We start from the raw sequence: 21359 nt of genomic DNA on the forward strand, positions 1-21359 counted from the left end.
TCTTTCAGCGTTGTATTACGCTGCGGTGTTCATTTATCAGCTGTCCTTATCGGGATAAGCCTGTTAAGGCTTGTTCGAAATCAGCAACCAGGTCCTCGATGTGCTCAATGCCGACAGATATGCGCAACATGCCCATGGTAATGCCAGCGCTTGATTTTTGGGTTTTATCATGGTGGGAGCCCCACATGCTCGCCGGATGAACGACCAAGGATTCAACGCCACCCAAGCTTGCGGCATTGGCAAATACCTGCAATTTGCTGAGAACTTGCTGTGCATTTTTATAGGCCTGTTCTTCACTATCGCCAATGACTTCTATGCAGAGCATGCCTGTTCCTCCGCGCATCTGGCGGTTTGCCAATTCAAATTGCGGATGGCTGGAAAGGCCTACGTATCCGGTATACTTAACGGCAGGGTGGGTAGAAAAGAAATTGGCCAGCTGCAACGCATTGCTGTTGATCTGTTTTACCCGCATGGCAAGTGTTTTCATGCCCCGTAGTAGCAGCCACGAGTCGAACGGACTCAATGCACCACCAAGTACCAAAGCACGTCTCCAAACGCTCTTGATGTAGTCCTTGCTGCCACAAACCGCGCCAGCAGTTAGGTCACTGTGCCCACCCAGGTATTTGGTAGCCGAATGCAGCACGATATCGATGCCGAAATCGCGAGGCGTTTGGTTGATCGGAGAGGCAAAGGTATTGTCGACCATGGTCGTTATTCCGTGTTTTTTGCCCAATGCTCCTATAAACGCCAAATCTGTGATGTCCAGGTTTGGGTTGGACGGTGTCTCCACGTATATCAATTTGGTGTTGTCCTGGATGGCATTGGCAAAGGCTTCGTTGTCCTTTTGATCTACAAAAGTAACCGACACCTCATAATCCGCCAGGAATTCCTTGAAGAAGAGCATGGTCCCCGAATACAGCGACTGTTGCGTAACGATATGGTTTCCCGCTTTTACGACGGCCAAAATAGCTGAGCTGATCGCGGCCATGCCTGTGGCAAGCACAAGGGCATCTTCCGTTTTTTCAAGGCCAGCGAGGATCGCTGCTGCCTGAGAATTGGTGGGGTTGCCATGGCGTTGGTAAAAGTGGGGGTGCTTCGCTTCCGTTGCCGCAACGATGTAAGCACTCAGATCCGCATCCGCTAAATAGGTCGAGGTCTGATAAATCGGCGTAACAACAGCTTTACTTTCATTGAATTCGCGTCCCAAGTGGATTAAGTCGGTTTCTAGGTGTGACATGATGGTTGATTTTAAAAATAAAGAATAGAAATTTAAATATTTTAGTTGTAAATCGTTAATTTCAGCAGAATTTTATTGATTTATTAGTCCTAAATAACCTTTTTTATGTTGAAAAATTTGCTGGCCATCTTGGCTTGTATGCTGTTCGGTTTCTCGTATGGGCAGGTAAAATCACCTGCCGAATTCTTGGGTTATCCCGTTGGAACCAAAGTGACTCCGCATTGGAAGGTGCTGGCCTATTATGACCATATCCTAAAACAAGTGCCTGGCCAGGTGAAGATGGAATCATATGGAGAATCCTACGAGGGAAGGCCGCTACGGGTCTATTACATCTCGTCGGCCAAGCATATTGCGAACCTGGACCAAATCCGTACGAACAACCTGAAATTGGCGCATGCCCTGGAAGGTGATGGAGACAGCAATGGACCGGCCATCGTTTGGATTAGCAATAATATTCACGGGAATGAGACCTCTTCCATTGAAGCGTCGATGCTGACGCTCTATGCGTTGGTCGACCCACAGAACAGCAAGAGCAAAGCCTGGTTGGAGAACACCTTGGTTATTCTGGATCCCTGCTTAAACCCCGATGGTACAGAACGGTATAACAACTGGTACAATGGGGTTGTCGGCAAGAACTATAATCCGCAACTGTATGCCAGGGAGCATCGTGAACCGTGGCCTGCCGGTCGGTATAACCATTATTATTTCGATATGAATCGGGATTGGGCTTGGCAGACCCAGCAGGAAAGTGTCCTGCGGGCCTCAATCTACAACAAATGGCTGCCGCATATCCATGTCGACTTTCACGAACAGGGGATCAACTCGCCCTATTATTTTCCGCCGGCAGCAGAGCCACTCCATGAGGTCATTACCCCTTGGCAGCGGGAATTCCAGACGACCATCGGAAAGCACAACGCGAAATACTTTGATAGCAAGGGCTGGTTATACTTCACCAAGGAGCGGTTCGATCTCTTTTACCCATCCTATGGCGATACCTATCCCATTTATTCCGGGGCAATCGGTATGACCTTCGAGAAAGCTGGAAACGGATCTGCCGGACTTGGCGTATATACGGACGATAAGGACACCCTTACATTGGTGGATCGGGCCATACAACATCATGCTTCGGGACTGAATGTCATTGAAATCGTATCGCAGCATGCGCCAAAGGTGGTTGCTGAATTTAAGAAATTTGGCGATGATGCCGCTTCGGGGAAATTGTCATCTTTCCAGACATACATCGTAAAATATGATGCTTCAAGGGAAAAGACCTTACGTGCGCTGTTAACCCTGTTGGATAAAAATAAAATTAAATATTATGCAGCTTCAGGTTCGGTGCGTGGTTTTGATTACTTCAGCAAGAAGGATGGAAACCATACCCTGCAGGAAAAAGACCTCGTCATCCCGGGGAATCAATCCAAAGGTGCGCTAATCCGTGTGCTTTTTGAGCCGGAAGCGAAATTAACAGATTCGGTAACCTATGATATCACGGCTTGGTCCCTGCCTTATGTGTATGGTTTGCCGACCCTAGCCAGCAAGTCCAAATTAGCGGATCTGCGTCCGTATAGTTTGGATTCCATACAAAATACGGTAGGCTCGAACTTCGGGTATGCCATTAAATGGGATGGCTTCTCTTCTGCCCAATTGCTGGGTGCACTCTTGAAACAACAGGTTACGGTTAAAGCATCGGACCAGTCCTTTAAGATTGGTGCCGAGGAGTTTCCGAAAGGTTCGCTGCTGATCATGAAGAATGGGAATAAGCAGAAGGAAGTCGATAAACTAGTAAAAGCGGAAGCGGATCGATTGCAGGTAAGGGTCTATGCCATCCAATCGGGCATCATGGAGGGCGGGAAGGACCTTGGCAGTTCAGACGTCAAGACCCTCAAAGCGCCTAAGGTGTTGATGATGGCAGGCGAAGGATTGCGTGCCACCAACGTAGGCGAGGTATGGCATTATTTCGATCAGCAATTGCAATATCCCATTGTTTTGGTTAACCCGACGGATTTTTCCCGTGTGAAGTGGGATGAGGTCGATGTCTTCATTATGCCGAATGGGAATTATGCATTCCTGAAGGACAAAGCACAATCTGCCGAATTTGCCAGCTGGATCCGAAAGGGCGGCAAGGTAATCGCACTGGAAGGTGTGGTCTCGCAACTGGCGGCACAGGAATGGTCAGCGATGAAGGTCGCAAAGCAGGATAGTGCAACCAAGAGCAAATCCAACCCATTGAAAAAGTATGGTGATCGGGAGCGGGGCGCACTTGAAAATTATACCGCCGGAGCCATCTACAAAGTGACCATTGACAACAGCCATCCCTTGATGTTCGGCATCAAGGATTACTTTACCCTGAAGCAGGATGCCAATCTTTACCAATATATGGAAAACAACGCTGGTTGGAATGTCGGCTATATCCAGGAAAATGCAAAGATGAGTGGATTTGTTGGCCATCAATTGGGTAAAAAACTGAAAAACGGAATGGTCTTCGGAACACAGAAGCTCGGTCAGGGAACAGTGGTCTACCTTGCGGACAATGTGCTTTTCCGGAACTTCTGGGAGAGCGGTAAGTTGGTCATGGCCAATGCTGTTTTCTTTGCAGTAGAGTAAAAGGCAGGTAGGAACCATGGATTATCATCCAATGGTAGCATATGGAGTAGTTATCTTTCTCCTTGTATTTTCTATGATTGCCATATCGTGAGCCGTACGCAGGGCTCACGATACATTAAACGCTTATCTCTACCGCTAGCGCAAGGATTTTTAGTACATTAGATTTAAAGTCAGCCAAAACGGACAATACATCCCCAGATTGCAATATTATCAGGCAATACCCCTATTTTTTCTCGATTTGATGATGTCACCACGCTCTCGTGGTATGAAATTCTAATTGAGTTTACGTCTCCTCTTTCGAAACACAAAATACGCTCCTTGGTCAAAACCTGCGTTTAAAGTTGCTGGACCTTGTCCGACATGCATCCGTGCTGCGACCGAAGTTTAAGCGTGGTGAGAACGTGTCATAGACACGTTCTCACCACGCTCTCAGTACGCTCTCACCTCGGACGCACCTCAGACAAGGTCCAGCCAAAATTTAAGTGTCAGTAGCATAGGATTTTTAGTTAATATATTCATAGTTAGCGTGTTAAGTGTTTTTACTAGGATAAAGCAAAAGTCGGTGTTAAATGTTTATTTCGGCCACCTTGGTTAGGTGATTACCGCAAACGAGAAGAAATTGGATTTATGCTGGCGTAAGGGTTGTGTGGAAGGCCTTGTGCGAAGCGTCTCTTATGCCTTTGGACAACCTCGTTAGCGGTGTAACTATTTTAGGATATACCCTAAAATCGGATGCAACCCCAGCGGGGTGTAACTATAAATTCCATAAAAAAAATTAGTCTGATGCTTTGTAGCGGTGTTTCTAAAATAGTTACACCCCTCTGGGGTTATTTCGCACCCCTGTTCAAGAGCTAAAATAGTTACACCCCTCCGGGGTTGGTATGTGTGCTAGGACAATTATTCGTAACATTTGCTGCCGCAATGTGTTTAAAGGATTCGCAGGCTGTATCTTTTGTGCCTACAGCATGTTTTAGGCACAAGTCCGCCACCGCGCTGGCCACATCAAAAGACTTTGCGCCAGCGTGCGAATTGACGCCCCTTTTAAAGCCGTAAACAACGCTGGCGCAAGAGTTGTGCGGTTGGTTAGTGCGGAGGGTCTCTTGTGCCTTGGATAGAACCAAAAGGTTATTACCCTATAGCCTTTAGAGATAATCCTATAGATTGAACACCTAGCCGCCTTAATATCGCACATCTCATATCTCACATCTCAAATCTAATTCTCATATCGCAAATCTCATATCTCATATCTCACATCTCCAAGCAATATACCTTATTATAGGGATTGCCACCTATCCATAGACCCGCTAATTTTGAAACACACTAATTATTCGATTATGAAAAATGAAAATCTACCTCCCGAAGAAAAATTACGATGGATTGATTACCTCCGATTTGTCATGGGTTATTTTGTCTTCCTGTATAAATCCGGTATCAAACCCTGAGCTATACAGCTTTACAACCCTTAATATCGCACATCTCACATCTCATATCTCAAATCTTTGTCACTGCATCTGTTTCAAGAGCTCAATCGCGTAGGCAATACTATTGACATTATTGATCGCTATGCGCAATTGCCCTTTCACTTCTTTGAGGTTAGAGATGCTGCCATATTGCTGCACAAACGCCAGCACCTTGCCAAACTGCTCGGATTGGTAATAGCTGGATTTCGGATTGTTCACAAAGAAACCTTTCAGCGTATCCTTTTTGTAGGATATCTTCTCCAAACCGATTTCCTTACCGAGCCATTGCAAGCGAAGGGTATTGAATAGCTCGTATACTTGGTGCGGAATAGGGCCGAAACGGTCGATCAGTTCTTTTTCAAAATCCTGCAGCTGTCCTTCATCCTTAAGCTTGGAGATGTCGGTATAGAGGTTGTACCGCTCGGATACATTGGTCACATATTCATCGGGAATCATTACCTCCAGGTCGGTATCGATCTGGGTGAACGAAACATATTTGCGGTTCTGCTCATCGGCGAAGAGTTCGCCGAATTCATCATCTTTCAGCTCCTGAACGGCCTCATCCAGGATCTTGTTGTACATCTCGAAGCCGATTTCAGCAATAAATCCAGATTGTTCGGCACCCAATAGGTTTCCTGATCCGCGGATATCCAGGTCACGCATGGCGACATTGAAGCCTGAGCCCAATTCCGAAAATTCCTCGATGGCCGATAACCGTTTGTACGCTTCACTGGTCAAGGTGGAAAGTGGTGGACTGAGCAGATAACAGAAAGCCTTTTTGTTCGATCGCCCCACGCGTCCCCGCATTTGGTGAAGGTCACTCAGACCGAACATATGCGCCTGATTGATGATGATGGTATTGGCATTTGGAATATCCAGGCCTGCCTCGATAATCGTGGTCGCTATCAGCACATCGTAATCGTGGTTGATGAACTTCAGCATAACGTCCTCGAGGTCATCTCCCTCCAGCTGTCCATGGGCAATGCCAACACGGGCACCCGGAACGAGCTTGCGGATCAGCATCCCCAACTGCGGAAGATCTGCAACGCGGTTATGGATAAAGAATACCTGTCCGCCGCGGTCGATCTCAAAGGCAACGGCCTCTTTGATCAAGGTTTCATTGAAGACATGCAGCTCCGTCTGTACGGGCTGCCGGTTGGGTGGCGGTGTCGAGATAATGCTCAAGTCGCGAGCACCCATGAGCGAGAAGTGCAGCGTCCGTGGAATCGGCGTTGCCGTTAGGGTCAGTGAATCCACATTGGCACGCATTACCTTCAACTTCTCCTTCACGGAGACGCCGAATTTCTGCTCCTCATCGATGATCATCAAGCCGAGGTCCTTGAACTTAACGTCCTTGCTGACCAATCGATGCGTCCCGATGATGATATCTATTTTTCCTTCTTCAAGGCGCTTCAGGGAGTCTTTGATCTGTTTGCTGGATTTGAAGCGGTTGATGTAGTCAATGTTTACGGGCAAGCCTTTCAGGCGTTCGGAGAACGTACGGTAATGCTGTAGGGCAAGGATGGTGGTCGGGACCAGCACGGCAACCTGTTTACTATCCGCAACAGCTTTGAATGCTGCACGGATGGCCACTTCGGTCTTTCCAAATCCCACATCTCCGCAGACCAGTCGGTCCATTGGGTGTGGAGATTCCATATCCCTTTTCACATCGGCGGTCGCTTTCTCCTGATCGGGGGTATCCTCATAGATAAAGGAAGCCTCCAATTCTCGTTGCAGGTAGGTGTCCGGACTGAATGCGTTCCCTGTCTGGGCTTTCCGCTTCGCGTATAACTGTATGAGGTCTCGGGCAATATCCTTGACCTTCTTTTTGGTCGTTTTCTTCAGTTTTTCCCAGGCATCGGTTCCCAGTTTGTTCATTTTCGGAACCGTACCTTCCTTACCCGAATATTTTGAAATCCGGTTCAGGGAGTTGATGTTGACATAGAGCAGGTCGTTGTCGGCATAGACCAAACGGATCATCTCCTGGCTTTTGCCGTTCACATCCACCTTTTCCAGTCCGGCATATTTACCCACACCGTGGTCAATGTGCGTGATGTAATCGCCAGGTTTCAGTTCACCGAGTTCCTTCAGGGTAATGGCCTGCGAACGTTCATAACCTTTCCGGCGTTTGTACTTGTAGTATCTGTCGAAGATCTGGTGATCGGTATAACAGGCCATTTTCAGGCTGTCATCCCTAAACCCTTCCCGCAATGCTTTGTAGATTGGGGTAAAGGTTACAGTTTTATCCAGGTCGTCCAGGATCGCATAGATCCGCTCGACCTGCTTGGTGGAGTCTGAAAAGATGTAATTATGAATTCCATGCTTCTCATTTTCCTTCAGGTTATGGATCAATAGGTTGAAATCCTTATTGAACGATGGTTGCGGGTGGGTATCAAAGCTCAGTACCTCATCTGCATTGTAGAAAAACTGCTTGCCGAATTCGACGATCGGAAATTCGAACAGCATGGCGTTGAAATTCTTATCGTCGGTAAAGGTGAATCTGGGATCCACCCAATCTGGATTTGCCTGTATGTCCTTTTCGGTCAGGGCTTTCCAGAACTGGGAAGCCTTTTTATACCCTTCTTTAATAATATCGAATGTGAACTGAACATCCTTGATCCAGATCACCGAATCATCATCGATGTATTCCAATAAGGAGATGTGATTATTGGATAGGAATTTAGCCTGGACATTGGGCACAATGGTCACCGAGTTGATCTTTGCTACCGATAATTGGGTTTCAATATCAAATGTTCGGATGCTTTCGATTTCATCACCAAAGAATTCTACCCGATAAGGCAGGTCATTGGAAAAAGAGAAAATGTCGACGATTCCGCCACGGATGGCAAATTGACCGGGTTCATAGACAAAATCGACACGTTCAAAATCGTACTCGTATAAAAATTCATTGATGAAGTCAATGCTCAGTTTTGTGTTGACACGGATCTCGAGCGTATTTTTTTCAAGATCCTGTTTGTTGATCACCTTTTCGGAGATGGCTTCGGGATAAGTGACGACCACCCGCGGTAAATCCGACTGTCGGCTCAGCGAGCTGAGGGTTTCGGCACGTTGTAGGACGTGCGCACTGTCCAATAGGGTAAATTCAAAAGCTTTGCGGTAGGATGCCGGGAAGAAGAGGACTTGGTTATCAAAAAGACTCTCCAGGTCACTGAGGAAGAAGGATGCATCCTCATGGGTCGGCAGAATAAACACATTCAGTTTTTTCTCCCGCAAGTAGCATGCGGCAGCAATCATCGCATCCGATGAACCTACCAGTCCTTTCAGTTGGATTTTTGGCTTTCCTGATTGGAGGCTCGCCGCTAATTGTTTTACGTGTTCGGAAAGGCTGTATTTTTCTAATAGTTCTTGGATATTCACGCGAAATGATTTTTGCAAATTTAAGAAATTTTGAAGCTATTCGTTTTTTAATTCCCGATGGAAATTCCCTGCCGTTTCGAAAGCCACAAAACGATATTACAATTCATGGTCCAAACGATGGTCTGCCGCAAAGGAAAGAACACTTTTCATCAGGGCATTCAGGTCAAACTGCAGATCCTCATGCAATTTTTCGAAGCTCTTCACGGCATTCTTCAATCGGGCAGCCATGTATTTGTGCAATTTAAAAGCTGGCGACAATGCCGAAGGACCAAAGAGAGCGGGATACCGGGTGAATGCCTCATCGAGAATGATCAGTCGACATTCCACAACGGAAAACTTATCCTTCGTGATTTTTTCATGTTCATTGACCATGCCGCTGGCCTGCCGAAGGACACTGCTCAAATTTTTATAATTCGAATACATTGGGATATTCTTGATCTTCCCCACCTGTTGTTCAAATAGGTTCTCCAAACGATCCTTCAGATCCGTAATTCGATCCTCAAGATCGGTTTCATCCTCCAAAAGCTCATAGTGAAGCTGTTTCAACAGCATCTTGTCCTTGCTGATCAGCCTGACAAGTAACTTGTCCTTTTCTTTGTCCGGTAGATTTAAGACAGCTTCTTTGAGTTCGAGGTCTTTATGTAATGACATAGTATAAAGATAGGGATTGCACGTATATTATACAATTGGTACCATGCCCTTGTTTACAAATGGTACTATTTCATGCGATATTCCCGATGATATAAAATTCAAAAGTAAATAACACCATTGATAAGCTTTTTTATACCATGATCCGTGGTAGTTATTGTCTACCTTTGTAGTGTATGAACAAGATACCTGTTTTAGAGCAATGTACGGTTTCCTATCAGGAGGATAAGCATTTTTTGGCAGATCGCTTGGAGATATATTTGGGCAAGAATAATAACCTTGTTTTTCCTCATCGGCACAATTTCTACCAAATGGTGTTATTTCTTTCCGGAGGGGGAAAACATGAGATAGACTTTCGGGAATATCAGATAAGCCGCGGGCAGGTGTATTTCATGGGGCCGGGGCAAGTGCATACATGGATGTTCGAGGATAACATAACAGGATTTATCGTGAACTTTGATATCGATTATTTTAAATCCTTGTTGCTACAGCCCGATTATATCGAGAACCTCAATCTGTTCTCTACTTTACAGACGGGTGTCTTTGATTTGGATGAGGTCGTGGTCCGTGAGGTCACCTCACTGCTGCATCAACTGATTGATCTGAACACGCAAGCGGTGGGTATAGATGTCAAGCGGTCGTTATTGTTATACATCCTGTTGAAGTTGGACCAAGCCTACCGGCCGAGCCATTCCAACAAGACAATTGATTACCACATGGTGTTGATCAAGAACTTTAAATCGTTGGTGGACCAACATTATAAAGCGTTGCACCTGCCTAAGGAATATGCAGAATTGCTTTTCGTAACACCGAACCACCTGAATTCCGTTTGCAAGGAATATCTGGGACAGCAGGCAGGGGAGGTCATTCGGAATCGGATTTTATTGGAAGCAAAGCGGTTGCTCATTCTACCGGACTGGACAGTATCGCAGGTTGCCTATGAACTGAATTTCAATGACAACTCATATTTCACGAAATTTTTTAAGAAAATAGTCGGGATGACACCCGAAGAATTTAGGAGATCACAATGGAAGCAAAATTAAAAATGGATACACACTATACAATACCTTCGGAATTAAAGAGCGCAATTGATGGGAAATGCCCAAGATGTAGAACAGGGAATATGTTTGCCGCGCCATTATTTAGCTTTAAATCGCAGAAAATGTTGGTGAGATGCCCGGCATGTGACCTGAAATTCGAGAAGGAACCGGGTTATTTCTACGTAGCCATGTACGTAAGCTATGCCATGAGCGTGGCTGAACTGATCGCCGCCTGTGTGGCCACCTATGTATTGACAGGAAACTTGGAAAGCCCTTGGCTCTATGTCATTGTCGCCCTAGCCGTGACTTTGATCCTGGCGCCATTCAATAACCGGTATTCCCGAATTATCCTCCTGTACTGGATGACCCCATCCTTCAAATTCAATGAACAGGTATTCCAACGGGTAAACAACGAAGCGAATACAAAGAAATAAGATTAATCAAACTGTTATAAGCAGACAGGAAAATCTCATTATCAAAGAATATGATATATAAAAAGGCGGCCAAAAAAATAGCCGCCTTAATATCTCACATCTCAAAGAGATTTAAAGCCCAATTATCTTAAGGATTTTTATCATACTCCTCCAATAGCCGCCTTACTATCTCAAATCTCACATCTCAAATCTCAATACTTATACCTCACATCTCACTACTCAATGGGATTGTCCTTCAAATATTTTTCCCAAGCCCATGCTGAGGACATCATTTCGTCAATGCCCAGCTCGGCGGTCCAGCCCAATTCTTTGGTGGATTTTGTGACATCGCCCCATACCTTCACGATATCGCCTTCACGACGTGGACCGATGGCATAATTCAATTTCTGACCAGATGCTTTCTCGAATGCCGAAATTGCCTCCAATACGGAATATCCATTTCCTGTACCCACATTGAATACATCGTAATTTCCGGCAGGGTTACCTTTTTCCAATAATTTTATTGCAGCGACGTGTGCTTTAGCTAAGTCAACGACATGAATGTAATCGCGGATTGCGGATCCATCCGGTGTATCGTAATCAGCACCGAATACCGTAACTTTCTCACGCTTACCGATTGCTGTCTGCGTAATAAATGGCAACAGGTTCTGCGGTACGCCGATTGGCAATTCGCCGATCATCGCTGAGCTGTGCGCACCTACAGGATTGAAGTAGCGCAGTGCAATGATGTTGTAGTTTTTCGCTGCTTGAGCGGTTTCTTCCAATATTTCTTCTGCAATCTGCTTGGTGTTTCCGTACGGGGAGGTCGCTTTCTTTACTGGAGCGGACTCCGTCACAGGAAGGGTGTCAGGTTCTCCGTAGACGGTACAGCTTGAAGAGAACACGAAATTGATCGGCTTTTCACGGTATGCCTCCAATAGGTTGATCAACGAGAAGAAGTTGTTATGGTAATATTTTAACGGATTCTGAACGGATTCGCCCACTGCTTTCGATGCAGCAAAGTGGATGATTCCCTTGATATCTGGATTTGCGGCAACAAAAGCGTTCACCTTTTCGGTATCACATAGATCGAATTCATGGAACTCGGGTCTTACACCGATAATCTTTTCAATCTGATCGAGAATCTTAACAGAGGAGTTGGACAAGTTATCGATAATGACAGGTGTATAACCTGCATTGTGCAATTCTACTACGGTATGGGATCCGATAAATCCTGTTCCTCCGGTTACTAATATTTTGCTCATATGATATGCTATTTATTTTCTGTTTTGTTGAATAATGTCTTGTAATAAGCTATTGTTTCCAATAGGCCATCTCTCCGCGACACCTTGGGTTCCCACTGCAAGATTTCCTTTGCCCTGCGAATGTCCGGACGGCGCTGTTTTGGGTCGTCGATCGGTAAGGGTTGGAAAATAATCTTTGACGTACTTTCCGTCAGCTGAATGATTTCCTTGGCCGCATCCAAAAGATTCATCTCTTCGGGATTTCCAATATTGACCGGAAGGTGGTAATCGCTGAACAACAATTTGCAGATGCCCTCTACCTGATCGGAAACGAAGATAAAGGAGCGTGTCTGCGTGCCATCGCCATAGACGGTCAGGTCATGGCCTTGCAGCGCTTGTGCGATGAAGGTGGGCAATGCACGCCCATCCTGCAGGCGCATGCGTGGACCAAATGTGTTGAAGATTCGAGCGATACGGGTCTCCAGGCCATGGAAATTATGGTAGGCCATGGTCATGGCCTCCTGAAAGCGCTTGGCTTCATCGTAGACGCCACGTGGGCCAACCGGATTGACATTTCCCCAATATTCCTCATCCTGTGGGGAAACCAGCGGATCGCCATATACTTCAGACGTAGAGGCCACCAAGATGCGTGCCTTTTTACTTTTGGCCAGGCCCAATAGGTTATGTGTTCCCAAGGAACCGACTTTCAGCGTCTGAATGGGTATCTTCAGGTAATCGATGGGACTGGCAGGTGAGGCGAAGTGCAGGATATAATGCAGTTCTCCCGGTACGTGGACAAACTTGGAGACATCATGATGGTAAAACTCAAAGTTCGGCAGGTGAAAGAGATGCTCGATATTCTGCAGGTCACCGGTCACGAGGTTATCCATTCCGATGACATGAAAACCTTCATCAATAAAGCGGTCGCATAGGTGAGAACCTAAGAAACCTGCAGCTCCAGTGATCAGTATTCGTTTGCGCTTGTTTTCCTGCACAATTATGAATTTAAAAAGGTTTAAATATCTTTGACGAAGATAAGTATTATTTTAACATCATGCGTTTACTTTACGATTTGGGGATATTTCTATACGGTGCACTGCTGCGGTTGCTTGCACCATTCCACGCGAAGGCCAAGCTATGGGTCGACGGCCGGAAGGATATCTTCAAGCACATAGAGCAAACGGTTGAACCCAACCAGAAATACATTTGGTTCCACTTTGCGTCCCTCGGTGAATTTGAGCAGGGAAGGTCCGTTATGGAGCAGATAAAACAGCACTATCCGTCGGAAAAAATAATTGTAACTTTTTTTTCGCCTTCGGGCTATGAGATCCGAAAAAATACGCCCTTAGCGGATCACGTATTCTATTTGCCAGAAGACACAGCCAGTAATGCGCGGCGATTACTGGACCTCATCCAGCCCAAATTTGCCGTGTTTACCAAATATGAATATTGGTACCATTATTTCCGTGAACTCCGGAAAAGAAAGATCCGTTTATTGATGATTTCGGCCATCTTTAGGGAAGAGCAACTGTTCTTTAAGAATTATGGCGGGTTTTACAGATCCATATTGAAGGACGTTTCATTTTTCTTCACGCAGAACACCGAGAGTGTCAACATGTTGAAATGGATCGGGATCACGAATGCCGGTCTTGCCGGCGATACCCGCTTTGATCGGGTGGTGGAATTGCCTAGACAGCATCGGGACATCCCCGCAGTGCAGCAATTTGTCGGCCACCATCCTACATTGGTTGCCGGAAGTACCTGGCCAGCCGATGAAGAGCTCCTGCATGCTTTGTTGGCAAAACATGCCGATTGGAAGGTGGTGATTGCTCCCCATGAAATCCATGCCGAACATATCCAGCAATTAAAACGTCTTTTCCCCGATGCACTTTTGTATTCAGCATTCAGCAGCTATACAACCACGCAGATTGTTGAAGCCAGCGTATTACTGATCGATAATATCGGGATGCTGTCTTCCCTTTACCATTACGGTCGGATTGCCTATATCGGTGGTGGGTTTGGCGCCGGAATACACAATACCCTAGAAGCGGCAACCTACGGTATGCCGGTGATTTTCGGGCCCAAATACGAAAAGTTTCAGGAGGCGGTGGATCTGATCGAGCTGGGAGCGGGATTCTCCATTTCTACTGCTCAGGAGCTGGAAGATGTTTTCCATGCCCTTCAGGATAGCGGAAAGGTCAGGATTGCGAGCGATGCCGCGAAAAGATATGTTCAACAGCGTTCCGGTGCAACCCAAATTGTGATGAAGTATATAACTACGGAGAAGTTATTGGGTTAAAATCACCATATCGGCAATCTTTGCCAAAACAAAAGGGGGCGGTAAAACCGACCCCGATTGCATGTGCTAAATCATGAAAAAATTGTCCTAATTCTTATTTTGTGGTTCCCCAGTTGCGGTTCGCCTTCGGCCCCATGACAAACTCAAGTGTCCCTCCCTGCAGGATATCTGCATGGGAAATCTGTGGCTTGTTGAGTTCACGTCCGTTCAGGCTTGCCGATTGAATGTACTTATTGGTATCGGATGCCCCTTTGGCAATTACGGTGAAGGTTTTGCCATTAGAAAGTGAGATGGTCGATTTTTCAAAGAACGGGGAACCAATGCTATATACTGGTGAACCCGGTGTGACAGGATAAAAACCCAATTGGGAAAATACAACGAATGAGGAAAGGCCTCCGCCGTCTTCATCGCCCGGTACACCCATCAGGTCGTTGCGGAACCATTGTTTGATCAATGTTTTGATGCGTTTCTGGGTCATCCACGGTTGACCTGCGTAATTGTACAGGTAAGGGATATGCAGAGATGGTTCATTGGCCATCGAGAACTGACCGACATTTCCGGTATGGTCTGGCAACTGCTGGTAGAAGTCAAATTTCGATTTTCCCAAAGGTTGGATGAACATCTCATCCAAGTAATGGACAAATTGCTCGTCTCCTCCCATCAAGTTGATCAGATCAGGGATGTTGTGTTGCACGTCCCAACGATAGATCCAGGCATTGTTTTCCCCATAATATTCACGCGCACCCTGTCCTCCAGAAAAGACATAATCGAATGGTTCGATGAATTTGCCAGCTTCATCCTTTGGATGGAAGAATTTCGTCTGCTCATTGAATACATTTCTATAGTTGAAAGATTGCTTCATGAATTTATCGTAGTCGTCCATTTTGCCTAAATGTTTGGCTAATTGGGCCAAACACCACAGGTCATACGAGGTTCCTAGGGTAACGGCAATGGGTTGTCGTTTTTCGAAGTGATGGACCTCTGGGTAGATTTCTTTTTCACCAGGATATAATGCTGGGATATAGCCCTTTTCCTTGAAAAATTGGTCCATTTTGCCGGCAGCTTTGCCCGACCATGGTGCCAACGTTTTTTCCGTAATACCTCCTTTGGCAGCACGGTAGGCTTCCTCGATGTCAAAATTCCGAACTCCCTTTTCGTAGGCATCCAGAATTGCCGCAACACCGTGGTTGGAGTTCATCCGGCGGCTATCGCCATTGATCTCCGGAAAGGTAGGCAGCCAGAAATTATCCATCTGTTCGGACATGCGGACAAAGGACTGTAAGATATTACCTTCCTTTTCCGTGTCGATCAGCACATTGAGCGGGTGATGCGCACGGTAGGAGTCCCAAATCCAATCATCCGTGAAGAATGGCTTGCCGCCATCGTTATGGACCTTCCCGTCAAATGCGGAGAAATACCGCCCCCCTTCAGAGATGTTCACCGGTCTTTCAAAGGTGCGGTATAGGGACGTATAGAAGATGTGTTTGTCCGTTTCATTGGTGCCTTCCACCTTCAGCTTGCCCAATGCTGCATTCCAGATGGATTTCCCTTCTGATTTTACTTTCGCAATATCATAATGTTTTATTTCACGCTGTAAATTGGCTTTGGCCTGTTTTGCGTCAATAAAGGAAATGCCATAGCGTACCTTGAGATCCTTTGCATCTCCTGCGAAAGAAAGTACAAGATTGGCCTGATCGCCAGAAACAGCTTTGCTCTTCGTCAATTTTCCGTCCTTAACCTGATCGATGGATTGGGGCTGCTTATCAAATTCCGCATAAAGGTAAACTTTGGTGTTGTTGCCAATATCCTGGCTTCCCGACAGTCCTTTGCCATCCCAGGTCAGATCGCCCTTTTTGGTATTGAAAATCAATTGTGGGTTGCCGGGCTTTTCAAAGCGAAGCGCATAGATTGCCGCTTGGTGAGAAACAGCGTAGTCTACCTGGATCTCATCGCGATCCAAATATACCGAGTAGGTGTAGGGTTTAATTTGCTCCTGATCATAGCTGTATTGCAGGACGGGCGCTAATTCGCGACTTCCGGCGCTGATCGGACTCAGATTGAATGCCGAACTACCGCGGTGGCTCGTAACGATCAATGGAAGACCCTTTAATTGATCCGAGGTATAATCAGCCCTTTCGGGATATACCCTCAACAATGAATTGGGCAGGTGAACCGTAGGGTAGGTGGGTACCAATAGGTGGGAAATATTACCCATATACGGGTTCACATAATCTACCTCGGTCTGTTGGGCCGTAACCGCTTGGCCAGAGATGCAGAATAAGACAACGGGCAATGCCATTTTCCCCCGACGCCAGGCAGAACGTAGTCTCGAAAGATTGCTCTTGAACATATTTTCAGTGATAAGTTTAGTTTATAATTTAGTGTTTACCCATACCCAACTAGAAATGGTCATGAAATATGCTTCTTTTTAGGTTGAAATGTAGGTTAAACCAAATGTAATAAAAAAGGATTAAAAATTGGTTAAGGAAATAGAAAAAGGTTTTAGCTAAAGTTTTAGTAATCGGTTGAAACTAAAAAAACGACCGTTTTGAGGTCGTTTTTCTGCTTTATTCGATGGCATTAGATTAGGGAAGATCGGCATAAGGGTAATCGGTGCAGTATTCCTTGACACCCAATTTCAATACCCGATCAATTTCTGCTTTATTATTGGTATTTCCGCACAACAGTTTAATGCCTTTCTCGGCGCATTGCTGAACCAATGCTGCATCGATCAACGCCGGTATTGGTGCGTAGTAATCCAATTTAAACGTTAATCTCGCCAAATTTTCCTCCAAGGTACCTTTACTGACGTTCAGCATGGTTTTTACTTTGGGGAATTTGCTATGGACTATTTCCAAGGTCCGCTCGTCAAAAGATTGGATGATCACGCGATCACCAATTCCTTTGGAAATGACGACGTCCATGAGAATGCGGACAAATTCCTCCGGTGCAGGAGTCACTTTATGATCCCGTTTTGGTGAAGTCTTTGTCTCGATGCTGTACCAGGGTTTCGGGAGTCCTTTTTCCTGCACATAGTGCTCAACGGAATCGATTAGGTCGGCCAACCGAGGAATGTAAGTTGGAAAGTTCTGCTGCTTAGGGAAGTCGGGATGCTGTTTGGATCCGACATCAAAGCTTTTTATTTCCGCATATGTATAATCTTGTATCGGTTTGTCCTTGGTATTTGTTATGGCGCTGCCTTGGGCATCCAATGTGATCAAAGGGTCCAACCACGGATCATGGGATATCACCGCTTGTTTATCCTTGGTGATCGCAATGTCCATTTCCAGGATATCGGCGCCATGGTGCAATGCATTTTTCATGGCGGGGATGCTGTTTTCGGGCATCAATCCCCGGAACCCCCGATGGGCATAGATTACGGTGTCTTGCGCATAACTGTGCATGTGTAGTGAAACGCTGCTAATCAGCAACAGGATGATTTTTACGATTTTCATAGGTCGATTTTTGAAAGGGTAAAATTAATAAGAAATCAATCCCTCACTTATCCAAAAAGACCTTTTAACAAAAACTTAATCTGCAGGACTGCGTTGCAGATGTTCCAGATGTTTGCCCATCAACCATTTTTCACCAACTACTTTGAAACCCAGTCGTTCGTAAAGTCGCTTGGCATTTGGATTGTCGTCGTCCACCAAAAGCCCTAAAGTTGCACCTCTTTTTTCCACATACTCATCGATCAAGTGGTGCAATATCTTGGAACCTATTCCTTTTCCCTGCTGATCAGGACTTACACCGATACAGTCTATATAATACTCCCCGCCCTGGGTCTCATCTTCGGGATTGAAATCCTTGCCATAAGCGTCTTGAACCAAGGCAGCAACAGGCTTGCGCAATTCGTGGAGTTGAGATCCGTCGTAAACCAACGCGGTTGCTACCACGTGTCCATTTTCCTCAACAACCCAATTGTTATCGTAGGAATATTGGTTGCCCTGTTGAGCGACGAGTGTTTCTAAAAAACGTAAGGCCAGGGATTTATCTTCGGCACCAATGAACAGGTAAGCAATATCTTCCATGGCCAATAAGAGATGGGCAGCAATGGCTCCAGCTTCATCCTGTTTTCCTTGTCTAATAATCATGATACTGTTTTAGTCTATCCTGACTAAAGGTAGTGAACTTAATGCTGAGAAGGGTTGTTGGGGTGTCACTTTTTGCTGAAAGTAACCATGTGCAATTTGTAGCCCTGTGCGGTACGTAGAAATTCGGCAGACTGTTGCTGTGGGTCTCCACCTTCCTCAGGCCCGAAATAGACGATCATTGTTGGGTAGCGGAAATCATTGGTTTGTCCACAGTTATCCAGGTATTGATGGTATGCGGGGGAGTCAAAAATAAAGTTGTTGAAACCGCCCTGGGAAATCATCGTTTGTGTAGATAACGATTGTCCGTCCCGAATTTTCTGGAATAGGTTTTCTAATTTCGTCATATGCTGATCCAGAAATTGTGAGCTAGCCGTAAAGATCCATTCCTGTTTATCCTCGTTCCAAGAAACGATGCTATCGGCACAATGCGAAGCCATTGTTTGTTTATTTATGCCTTGCTGAAGCAAGTCGTTCAGGAGATGCTTGAATTCCTTTTCGTAGTGGATAAAATTATAATACTTACCGTTCTCCCCTTTCAAGCTGACCCATTCCGGACCGACATGAGGAGCTTCCGATATGTCCATGGCATAATAGTTTACCTCTCCCAGATAGGGGAAATCATTTATTAGCACTTCATTGTTTGCACTCACTAACATTTGTTTGCCACCGGACCAAGAATAATGTTCCTTATCATCCCCATCATATTGTTTTTTTGCACCTTTTAACGCGACGAACATGCCATTATGCATCGGGGTGACTGCACTGTACATCGCCGGAACCTGCTCGCTACCAGCTGCATTGAAAAAACCGACCAAGTCCGTATTTCGGTCATGAAACCTGATAAACCCCTCCTGTTCGCAGTCAGGAGTGTTGTCGAAGAAATGCAGACTGTCGCGCCCAAATTTTCTGCCCTGTGCATTCATGAAATAACTATCGCTTGCTTCGGAATCCATATCGATTACGGACACCAAGTCCGTGAACTTTTCCGGCATCCCAAAATTGGCATTGATCGTGGCCGGAATGACAATTTTCCCGTGCATATCTTTGTAGCCGATCCTGCTGCTATCCGCATTGTAAAATGCGCGCAAGGGGTTTTGACCTTGGCCCATGGCCAACACAACATAGGAACAGCTCAAAAAAAACAACAGGAATCTTTTCATAACTTGTGGTGCAATTAACGCTTTTTCTTCTTACTTTTTTTCTTCTCCAAGAGGTCTATGCGATCCGTTAGGGCAGAAATGGTGATCTCTTGGGATTGGATGGTTGCTTGTTGCGCATTGATCACTTTTTCAAGTGCCGTATAAATGGTTCTACTTTCCACATGGGAGTCAATTTTGGAAGGTAGGGTAATGGCGACACCATCAAATTCACCATGTTCGGATTTAAACATCTCACCGATACCGATGACCAACCACTCGGGGTTTACATCTGGATAGTTGGATAAAATAGTAGCTATTGCGTCCGAGCCCAGAGCCGAATTCTTCTGAACACCCTTGAAATTGGCATAGGAAAGTTCTAATCCTTTAAAAAAGTCTACCTTTTGAATTCCTTTAGCCTCTGCAATTAATAATACGCGCTCTTTAATATTGGTCATTTTTTGTTACTTTTTACTTGTTGTGGATAAAATATAATCTAAAATATTAAATATTTTAAGAATAACAACTGTTTAACAAAAACATAACATTAAGGTGCTATATCAGGACTGCGAGAATTGCTGTTTACTATTTGTTTATAAAAACTATTTTAAGAGTATGCTGGGTCTGATTGGCCTGCTCGTTCACCTTTGGCTTTTGTGTGCCCCATTGATTCAAGGTTAAGACATTTTTATGGAAGAATCCAATTTGGAAGTTTTTTTCCATTGCCTGGGCTAAGTTAATTGTTCGTGCCTCTGCCAGTTTTCTGGATTTGGGGTCCAACTCTCCATTTTTGTCGAGGCAAAGATCTTCACTTATATTCCGCAGGGGCTCATAGAATTCAGGAATCAAATAGGCTTGCTTAGTGGTCCAACCGTCACGGATTGTAAACTCCAGGTGCATGGCGAACTCCTGATTGTTCATGGGCACGCTGTGACCCAATAATTGATGCTTCATGTATTCCTCCCTTCGGATTTCCCTGTCCATAAACTCCGGGATCTGTTTACCCTTCATCATTTCGTAACTGATATAGGTCCTGAAAAGCATTACCGATTCGGACTTCATGATACCTAAGGCTACTCCTTCTTCACTTGTTGCAAATATCCTCCGCCCTGAAATTGATTCGCCATGCTCCTCTGCAAATTGATTGTCCCTATATAGGTTGTAATTCTTGATGAAGTATTGGCCGATAAGATCAATCCCCGTCTTCGGTACATCGAAACGTTGTTTATAACGACGGAAAAAATGAGGCGCAAAAATTGATATGCCAGATTCCTTCCGTTGACCATCTCGGTCATACACATCGCTTCGCATAAATGCATACATTCCCTTAGTAAACTGACCTACACAGATAAAGGTAGTCTCTTGTTCGATTTTATAATTTTTATCTCGCTTTTTGTAAGCCCTGTAGATGACAATCCAGGTGTTGCGTCGGGAAGTGCGAATCGTAATGGGGGCAGAACTCATCGGGAATTTTCCACCCTTAATAATTTGCCGACGGAATTTATTGATCACTTCGGATTTTCGTGAAGCTTTATAGATGACTTCGGGATAATCATATGCCAGTTGCATGGCAATCTCGCTATCCGACATGGTCTCCACTATCATGGCAATCAGGTTATTTGTTACAACTCTTTACTAATTACAGAAGATAAAAGATTCCTTACCGCTCCTTAAAGTAATCCCCGGAAAACAGTAATCGGTATTCTATAAGATTTAACCACTGTCTCAGATCAAGATACATCGCTTTAGGAATTTGAATAAATATAAAGCTATGATTGTTAATTATTTATTAAGTTTTTATCTTGT

The 21359-nt window shown here is 45.2% G+C and carries 15 protein-coding genes; 4 read left to right on the forward strand and 11 right to left on the reverse strand.

Annotated elements, in window-relative coordinates; translation table 11 throughout:
* Positions 1–46: 46 nt before the first annotated feature.
* Positions 47–1237 carry a trans-sulfuration enzyme family protein gene (locus G6N79_RS04595; RefSeq protein ID WP_103905535.1) on the reverse strand — a complete coding sequence of 397 codons (1191 nt, stop codon included), beginning with the start codon at positions 1235–1237 and terminating at the stop codon, positions 47–49.
* A 105-nt stretch (positions 1238–1342) separates the two neighbouring features.
* Here G6N79_RS04595 and G6N79_RS04600 point away from each other — a divergent pair, with 105 nt between their 5' ends.
* Positions 1343–3841 carry a M14 metallopeptidase family protein gene (locus G6N79_RS04600; RefSeq protein WP_103905534.1) on the forward strand — a complete coding sequence of 833 codons (2499 nt, stop codon included), beginning with the start codon at positions 1343–1345 and terminating at the stop codon, positions 3839–3841.
* Positions 3842–5343: 1502 nt separating this feature from the next.
* Here G6N79_RS04600 and mfd read toward each other — a convergent pair.
* Together mfd and G6N79_RS04610 are read right to left on the reverse strand one after the other, a co-directional pair.
* The gene (mfd, locus tag G6N79_RS04605) at positions 5344–8679 is read right to left on the reverse strand and encodes a transcription-repair coupling factor (RefSeq protein WP_103905533.1); all 3336 of its coding nucleotides are present in this window, start codon (positions 8677–8679) and stop codon (positions 5344–5346) included.
* A 96-nt stretch (positions 8680–8775) separates the two neighbouring features.
* A complete protein-coding gene (locus G6N79_RS04610; protein ID WP_103905532.1) occupies positions 8776–9330 on the reverse strand; it encodes a hypothetical protein in 555 nt (184 codons plus the stop codon).
* Between the two features lie 173 nt (positions 9331–9503).
* Between G6N79_RS04610 and G6N79_RS04615 the strand changes: the two genes are divergently transcribed.
* Together G6N79_RS04615 and G6N79_RS04620 are read left to right on the forward strand one after the other, a co-directional pair.
* The gene (locus G6N79_RS04615; protein ID WP_103905531.1) at positions 9504–10370 is read left to right on the forward strand and encodes an AraC family transcriptional regulator; all 867 of its coding nucleotides are present in this window, start codon (positions 9504–9506) and stop codon (positions 10368–10370) included.
* Between the two features lie 119 nt (positions 10371–10489).
* On the forward strand, positions 10490–10801 hold the full coding sequence (locus tag G6N79_RS04620; protein WP_317046373.1) for a DUF983 domain-containing protein: 312 nt from the start codon (positions 10490–10492) through the stop codon (positions 10799–10801).
* A 215-nt stretch (positions 10802–11016) separates the two neighbouring features.
* Here the strand turns inward: G6N79_RS04620 and galE are convergent, their stop codons facing one another.
* Positions 11017–12045, reverse strand: a complete 1029-nt coding sequence (galE, locus tag G6N79_RS04625; RefSeq protein WP_103905530.1) for a UDP-glucose 4-epimerase GalE — start codon at positions 12043–12045, stop codon at positions 11017–11019.
* 8 nt (positions 12046–12053) lie between these two features.
* Positions 12054–13019, reverse strand: coding sequence for a UDP-glucuronic acid decarboxylase family protein (locus G6N79_RS04630; RefSeq protein WP_103905529.1), 966 nt, complete (start codon positions 13017–13019; stop codon positions 12054–12056).
* A gap of 59 nt (positions 13020–13078) precedes the next feature.
* On the opposite strand from G6N79_RS04630, the gene G6N79_RS04635 reads away from it, so the two are divergent.
* Positions 13079–14323 carry a 3-deoxy-D-manno-octulosonic acid transferase gene (locus tag G6N79_RS04635; RefSeq protein WP_103905528.1) on the forward strand — a complete coding sequence of 415 codons (1245 nt, stop codon included), beginning with the start codon at positions 13079–13081 and terminating at the stop codon, positions 14321–14323.
* Between the two features lie 94 nt (positions 14324–14417).
* On the opposite strand, the gene G6N79_RS04640 is transcribed toward G6N79_RS04635, so the two are convergent.
* The 6 genes from G6N79_RS04640 to G6N79_RS04665 all read right to left on the reverse strand — a co-directional run bounded on the left by G6N79_RS04640 (position 14418) and on the right by G6N79_RS04665 (position 21158).
* Positions 14418–16673: a GH92 family glycosyl hydrolase gene (locus G6N79_RS04640; protein WP_234993163.1), complete on the reverse strand. Its 2256-nt coding sequence runs from the start codon at positions 16671–16673 to the stop codon at positions 14418–14420.
* A 235-nt stretch (positions 16674–16908) separates the two neighbouring features.
* The gene (locus G6N79_RS04645) at positions 16909–17778 is read right to left on the reverse strand and encodes a glycerophosphodiester phosphodiesterase family protein (RefSeq protein ID WP_103905526.1); all 870 of its coding nucleotides are present in this window, start codon (positions 17776–17778) and stop codon (positions 16909–16911) included.
* A 75-nt stretch (positions 17779–17853) separates the two neighbouring features.
* On the reverse strand, positions 17854–18417 hold the full coding sequence (locus G6N79_RS04650) for a GNAT family N-acetyltransferase (RefSeq protein WP_103905525.1): 564 nt from the start codon (positions 18415–18417) through the stop codon (positions 17854–17856).
* A gap of 65 nt (positions 18418–18482) precedes the next feature.
* Positions 18483–19577, reverse strand: a complete 1095-nt coding sequence (locus G6N79_RS04655; protein WP_103905524.1) for a hypothetical protein — start codon at positions 19575–19577, stop codon at positions 18483–18485.
* 14 nt (positions 19578–19591) lie between these two features.
* Positions 19592–20011 (reverse strand): hypothetical protein, encoded by a 420-nt coding sequence (locus G6N79_RS04660; RefSeq protein ID WP_103905523.1) that lies wholly within the window; start codon positions 20009–20011, stop codon positions 19592–19594.
* Positions 20012–20138: 127 nt separating this feature from the next.
* The gene (locus tag G6N79_RS04665; RefSeq protein WP_146060585.1) at positions 20139–21158 is read right to left on the reverse strand and encodes a hypothetical protein; all 1020 of its coding nucleotides are present in this window, start codon (positions 21156–21158) and stop codon (positions 20139–20141) included.
* Between the last annotated feature and the right edge of the window lie 201 nt (positions 21159–21359).

It is taken from the genome of Sphingobacterium lactis (genome assembly GCF_011046555.1).
Lineage (GTDB): Bacteria > Bacteroidota > Bacteroidia > Sphingobacteriales > Sphingobacteriaceae > Sphingobacterium > Sphingobacterium lactis.

Bases quoted from the DNA above. Each gene is read 5' to 3' on its own strand.
- G6N79_RS04660 (WP_103905523.1), bottom strand. From the start codon at position 20,011: ATGACCAATATTAAAGAGCGCGTATTATTAATTGCAGAGGCTAAAGGA.
- G6N79_RS04665 (WP_146060585.1), bottom strand. From the start codon at position 21,158: ATGATAGTGGAGACCATGTCGGATAGCGAGATTGCCATGCAACTGGCA.
- G6N79_RS04650 (WP_103905525.1), bottom strand. From the start codon at position 18,417: ATGATTATTAGACAAGGAAAACAGGATGAAGCTGGAGCCATTGCTGCC.
- G6N79_RS04610 (WP_103905532.1), bottom strand. From the start codon at position 9,330: ATGTCATTACATAAAGACCTCGAACTCAAAGAAGCTGTCTTAAATCTA.
- G6N79_RS04640 (WP_234993163.1), bottom strand. From the start codon at position 16,673: ATGTTCAAGAGCAATCTTTCGAGACTACGTTCTGCCTGGCGTCGGGGG.
- G6N79_RS04620 (WP_317046373.1), top strand. From the start codon at position 10,490: ATGTTGGTGAGATGCCCGGCATGTGACCTGAAATTCGAGAAGGAACCG.
- G6N79_RS04615 (WP_103905531.1), top strand. From the start codon at position 9,504: ATGAACAAGATACCTGTTTTAGAGCAATGTACGGTTTCCTATCAGGAG.
- G6N79_RS04595 (WP_103905535.1), bottom strand. From the start codon at position 1,237: ATGTCACACCTAGAAACCGACTTAATCCACTTGGGACGCGAATTCAAT.
- G6N79_RS04645 (WP_103905526.1), bottom strand. From the start codon at position 17,778: ATGAAAATCGTAAAAATCATCCTGTTGCTGATTAGCAGCGTTTCACTA.
- G6N79_RS04635 (WP_103905528.1), top strand. From the start codon at position 13,079: ATGCGTTTACTTTACGATTTGGGGATATTTCTATACGGTGCACTGCTG.
- G6N79_RS04655 (WP_103905524.1), bottom strand. From the start codon at position 19,577: ATGAAAAGATTCCTGTTGTTTTTTTTGAGCTGTTCCTATGTTGTGTTG.
- galE (WP_103905530.1), bottom strand. From the start codon at position 12,045: ATGAGCAAAATATTAGTAACCGGAGGAACAGGATTTATCGGATCCCAT.
- G6N79_RS04600 (WP_103905534.1), top strand. From the start codon at position 1,343: ATGTTGAAAAATTTGCTGGCCATCTTGGCTTGTATGCTGTTCGGTTTC.